The sequence below is a fragment of the Candidatus Contendobacter odensis Run_B_J11 genome, from assembly GCF_000531125.1.
In the GTDB taxonomy this organism is placed as follows: domain Bacteria; phylum Pseudomonadota; class Gammaproteobacteria; order Competibacterales; family Competibacteraceae; genus Contendibacter; species Contendibacter odensensis.
Genome location: NZ_CBTK010000044.1, coordinates 1 through 4,974 on the forward strand (window position 1 = coordinate 1; position 4,974 = coordinate 4,974).

Annotated in this window: 6 protein-coding genes and 1 pseudogene; 2 read left to right on the plus strand and 5 right to left on the minus strand. The window is 56.6% G+C overall.

The window, feature by feature from the left end; translation table 11 throughout:
• Positions 1 to 181 precede the first annotated feature (181 nt).
• Genes BN874_RS03810 through purE form a run of 3 tightly spaced genes read right to left on the minus strand, consistent with a single transcriptional unit; the run spans position 182 to position 2,281 of the window.
• Positions 182 to 652: a DUF4124 domain-containing protein gene (locus BN874_RS03810; RefSeq protein WP_034430937.1), complete on the minus strand. Its 471-nt coding sequence runs from the start codon at positions 650 to 652 to the stop codon at positions 182 to 184.
• 37 nt (positions 653 to 689) lie between these two features.
• The gene (locus tag BN874_RS03815; protein WP_034430938.1) at positions 690 to 1,790 is read right to left on the minus strand and encodes a 5-(carboxyamino)imidazole ribonucleotide synthase; all 1,101 of its coding nucleotides are present in this window, start codon (positions 1,788 to 1,790) and stop codon (positions 690 to 692) included.
• On the minus strand, positions 1,790 to 2,281 hold the full coding sequence (purE, locus tag BN874_RS03820) for a 5-(carboxyamino)imidazole ribonucleotide mutase (RefSeq protein ID WP_034430939.1): 492 nt from the start codon (positions 2,279 to 2,281) through the stop codon (positions 1,790 to 1,792). Before purE ends, BN874_RS03815 begins: the two co-directional genes overlap by 1 nt.
• A gap of 271 nt (positions 2,282 to 2,552) precedes the next feature.
• On the opposite strand from purE, the gene msrP reads away from it, so the two are divergent.
• Positions 2,553 to 3,467, plus strand: coding sequence for a protein-methionine-sulfoxide reductase catalytic subunit MsrP (gene msrP / locus BN874_RS03825; protein ID WP_034430941.1), 915 nt, complete (start codon positions 2,553 to 2,555; stop codon positions 3,465 to 3,467).
• Entirely contained in the window at positions 3,464 to 3,670 is a 207-nt protein-coding gene (locus BN874_RS03830; protein ID WP_034430942.1) for a hypothetical protein, read from the plus strand. The genes msrP and BN874_RS03830 overlap by 4 nt, the downstream gene beginning before the upstream one ends.
• 624 nt (positions 3,671 to 4,294) lie before the next feature.
• Here the strand turns inward: BN874_RS03830 and BN874_RS03840 are convergent.
• Positions 4,295 to 4,678 carry a hypothetical protein gene (locus tag BN874_RS03840; RefSeq protein ID WP_034430946.1) on the minus strand — a complete coding sequence of 128 codons (384 nt, stop codon included), beginning with the start codon at positions 4,676 to 4,678 and terminating at the stop codon, positions 4,295 to 4,297.
• A gap of 11 nt (positions 4,679 to 4,689) precedes the next feature.
• Positions 4,690 to 4,899 (minus strand): annotated as a pseudogene (locus tag BN874_RS03845) (hypothetical protein); the annotation flags it as partial.
• Positions 4,900 to 4,974: the final 75 nt, after the last annotated feature.

The following is a 4,974-nucleotide window of genomic DNA, read 5'->3' on the forward strand; positions in this document are numbered from 1 at the left end:
TATGATCGACAACATTCTGTTTTTAAACAGAATTTATACCCCGGCAATTCCCAAAGAGCCGTTATTCTTGCTTGAATCCTTACCGGTCACTCGCGATGACCCATCCCAGATCGCCCGCACCGCCAGCGCCAGCCAGCCTCCGGTCGCCAGCAGCTTGAAGTCGGGGTAGCGACAGCGCCACTCATGGCGCCTTGATACCGTATTTGCGGTAAATCTGCCGAAGTTCATCCTTGGCAGCGTGGATTTCGCGGGCGCGGCTGCTGGCGTTGCCGATAGTCGAGGAGGACAAGCGCCGAATGTCGCTGTTGAGACTGTCAATTCTGGTTCGATCCTCATAACCAATGTAAACAGGCTCTTGAGTCTTGCTGCTCTTTTTCCGGGACGCAGGGCGATCCAGTTCGCCGACCGGAACGCCGCGACTGGTCGCCCGCAACTCGCGCAATTTCTGTTTAGCCCGTTCCAGAGAGCGGACATTATTAACCCCGCCTTCCGGGGTCGGCTGCGATGGAATATCCAGCGTCTGTGCCGGTTGACCCTCAGCAGGGGGCTGATTGCCATAATGAATTTTCCCGTCGCTATCGGTCCATTTATAGACTTGCGCCTGAGCCGTCAGACTCAGCAGCACAGCGGCGAGAATCATGGAATGCCGCATGATCGTTCCTTGTTTAGTGAAGGGTGATGACTGCCCACTAAATCGCATCCGCCTCAAGACCTACCCGCGGCAACAACCGTTTCAGTCCATGCGCCAGCACCGCGGGATCAGCGGCCCGCAGCGTCAGATGCCCAACCTTGCGTCCGGGGCGTGGCGCTTTGCCGTAAGCGTGGTAATGCGCGCCGGGCATGGCCAGCACCGCCGCTGGTTCCGGCAGGTCGCCAATACAGTTGAGCATAACGGAATGGCCGACCGCAGCGGTCGCTCCCAGCGGCAAGCCAAGAATCGCCCGCAGGTGATTCTCGAACTGACTGGTTTCCGCCCCCTCAAGAGTCCAGTGCCCGGAATTGTGAACACGCGGAGCCATTTCATTAGCGATTAAGCGCCCATCCTTGACAAAGAATTCAATCGCCAGCAGCCCGACATAATCCAGCCGGTTCAGCAGCCGTTGGGCGTAATCCCATCCCTTGCGCTCCAGATCCGGTCCCGAAAACGGTGCCCGCGACAGCCGCAGGATGCCGTCGCGATGGTGGTTTTCCACCAGCGGATAGCAGGCGATTTCACCGCTGCTGCTGCGTATCGCCAGCACCGACACTTCGCGCTCGAACGGCACGAATCCCTCCAGAATCAGCGGGACGCCGCCGAGCGCCTGCCAAGCGGGTTCGAGGTCATCCACAGTGCGGATCACCCGTTGACCCTTGCCGTCGTAGCCCAAACGACGGGTTTTCAGCACCGCCGGCAATTCTACCTGCACCACCGCGCCGGGCAGTTCCTCCCAGCAGTCCACGGTAGCGAACGGCGGGGTCGGGATACCCAGTTCCCAAAACAGGGTTTTTTCGGCCACGCGATCCTGCGCCACTGCCAGCGCCCCGGCAGGTGGATAAACCGCTACCCGCTGCTCCAATACTTGGGCGGCTGTCGCTGGCACGTTCTCGAAATCGAAGGTCACCACGTCGGCCCATGCGGCGAGTGCCTCCAACCGGGTCGCGTCGTCGTAAGCACCCTGGATCAAGGGGGCGACCTGACCAGCGCAAGCGTCTGTGGCCGGATCAAGAATCTGGAAGCACAGGCCCAACGGATAACCGGCCAGCGCCAACATCCGCGCCAGTTGACCGCCGCCTACAATGCCGACGTTCATCAGATGAGCCTCGGATCGGGCTGGTTCAAAACGGTTGCGGTCTGACGAGCGCGGAATTCGCGCACCGCTTCACGGATAGCCGGGTATTTGTTGCCGAGCATGGCAGCCGCTAGCAGCGCAGCGTTGATCGCGCCGGCCTTACCGATGGCGAGGGTGCCCACCGGAATGCCGCCCGGCATCTGAACCATGGACAGCAGTGAATCCAGACCATTGAGCGCCTGCGATTGCACCGGTACGCCCAGCACCGGCAACACGGTTTTAGCCGCAACCATGCCCGGCAGATGAGCCGCGCCGCCCGCCCCAGCAATGATGACTTCCAGCCCCTGCGCCTCAGCGCCAGCCGCGTACTCAAACAGCAGGTCGGGAGTGCGGTGAGCCGAAACCACCCGGACTTCGTGCGGTACGCCCAGCGCATCCAAGGTCGTCGCTGCGTGTTCCAAGGTACTCCAATCGGAAGTGGATCCCATGATCAAGCCCACCAGTGGATTCATCTCAGTCGTATCCATTTAGGCAAATTTTCGGTACTCAGGACTTTCGCCAAGCCCCTTAAATTCGTCATACCTGCGAAAGCGGGTATCCAATTTCTTAGTGGCTTACTGGATTCTCGCTGACGCGGGAATGACGGAAAGCGAAAGTCCTGATCCTAATTATGCGTCTTTTGCCAAGCAGCGGCGACTCAGATTAGGTTGAGATACGGATTGGGAACGCAACTCGCGCGAGTGGCGCGGGTCACAACGGAACCTCACCATTGAGACTCGCACCATGTTGATCAAGCAGCCCGCCGATATTCACCCGTCCGAGATCACCCCGCCCGAACTCTATGCCCGCCGCCGCGAGTTCCTCAAAACCGCCGCAGTGTTCGGTGCCGCTGCGCTGTTGCCGCCGATCATGCGCGGCACCGTGGCCCAAGCTGCTGACGATGACCTCAAGCTGACACCTTACAAAGACATCACCGCCTACAACAATTTTTATGAGTTTGGTTCCAGTAAAAGCGATCCGGCTGAAAATGCCGGCAGCCTGAAAACCAAACCATGGTTCGTCGCAGTCGAGGGCCATTGTGAGAAACCGGGCCGCTACACGCTGGAGGATTTTCTGGCGCCGCACCCATCGGAAGAGCGCATTTACCGGCTGCGCTGTGTGGAAGCATGGTCCATGGTAGTGCCGTGGCTGGGGGTTCCGCTCAGCACGATCCTGCCGCGCTTCCAACCCACCGCCAGCGCCAAATATGTTGAATTCACCACCTTGCTCGATCCCGCGCAAATGCCGGGACAACGGACTCGCTTGCTGGACTGGCCGTATGTGGAAGGGTTGCGAATGGATGAGGCGATGAACCCGCTCACTTTGCTGGCGACCGGACTGTATGGCAAGGAACTCCCCAATCAGAACGGAGCGCCGCTGCGGCTGGTGGTGCCGTGGAAGTACGGCTTTAAGAGCATCAAGTCCATCGTGAAAATCCGCTTCACCGAGACCCAGCCGAAAACCACTTGGGCGATTAGCGGCCCCGGCGAATATGGCTTTTACGCCAATGTGAATCCGGCGGTGGATCACCCGCGTTGGAGCCAGAAAAAGGAACGGCGGGTCGGCGACCTGTTCCGCCGCGAGACGCTGCCGTTTAACGGTTATGCCGAGCAAGTAGCCGGTTTGTACACCGGGATGGACTTGAAGACGTTTTTTTGAGCGCTGCAACCGGGCAGGATGCCCGCTCTACCTTGCCCTACCGCGCCTCCAGCCGCTTTTCCACCACATCCTTGCGGGGCAGTGCCCGCGAACAGCGTTCCCCGCCGCCCGATCCGTTGTTCGATGTCTTTGATCCAGTCATCATCTATGGCTGCGGGCAAGCCGCCGAAAATGTCGACCGGGTCTTTGATTCGCTGCAATAACACCTCATAAAATGTGCTACATTTTTTCTACAGGGTTGTAGCCCAAGGGCTAAAAACGCGGTTTTGGCCGTAGAAAATGGATTTTTTACCGGAAAATTGGACTCCAGGACTTTCGCTAAACTCGTAAATCCGTCATACCCGCGAAAGCGGGTATCCAAACTTTTCAGCGGCTTAACTGGATTCCCGCCTACGCGGGAATGACAGAAAGCGAAAGTCCTGGACTCAAAAATAATCACCCGCTAATAAGAACGGGTGATTGAAATCAGAGCTTCTTCAAGAGGAGATTAAGTGATGATCCTGGAATTTGTTAAATCATTTTCGCCTATTATAATTATTGTTTCGGTAATGGTGTTATTACCGCTTCTAGGATTATGGATTATATTTTTAATAGCACCATCCTGCTTTTTACTATTTACATATCTGTTACTTCCCTACAAAGTTCAAAATAAAATTGATGTTTACTTGAAAGATAAATTAGGCATTAAAGATAAAATTTAATGCTGATTTTACACCACGCTTAATGCCGGCAATGCTCTGTTCAAGGAGTTTACCGCCCTGATGATGCGTTTCTGCCAAGGCATCGCTATAGCCAGCGGGTGCCTAATTCATTTAGAAATAGCATCTTTATTCAGTGGCGACGCTCTCGCCTCTCCATCGCACCCAATCCAGCGCGGGCACGGTGCGGACGATGCTTTGACCCGCCTCTATCCGGCGAGCATCAACCATTCGGCAGCAATTGCTCTCTAATACCCCTGCGGCCGTGTATGCCACGCCTGTGCGCGGGTCAACCCGAGTTTCACCCAACATCCATTCTGCCTCAGCGGGCTTCACGTCACTCAGTACGGTCCAACCTATTGACGGGATGTAGGTTTCAAAGTGGTGACTCACAATGGGAGCGCGGGCCATGAAAATCGGCAACACGTCCTCAAGAAACAGCGCGGATTCGGTAATGCACTCCACCCCATTTTGCGTGAAACGGATACGAACCATCCCATCATCAGCGGTCATTGCCCTCTCCCTCACCTTCCAGCGATACCCCATTCAAACTGCCCTTCATCCCAATGAGCGGCAGTGTAATCATTCAGCGCCTTCCCTAATACTCCGGGGTCAGTGACCAGCAGATAACGCCAAGCGCCATGCTGACCCAGCCGATTAACCGCCTTGACCCAACGCTGCGCCGCTTTGGCTTTTGCGTCGGCATGGTCAGTCACTTGCCCCTTGATTTCCACCTAAGTACAGGACGAAAATCTCAAAGCCCAGAGGAAATCCTGGAATTTGTCGGCGAGGTTGAGGATGACGTTACG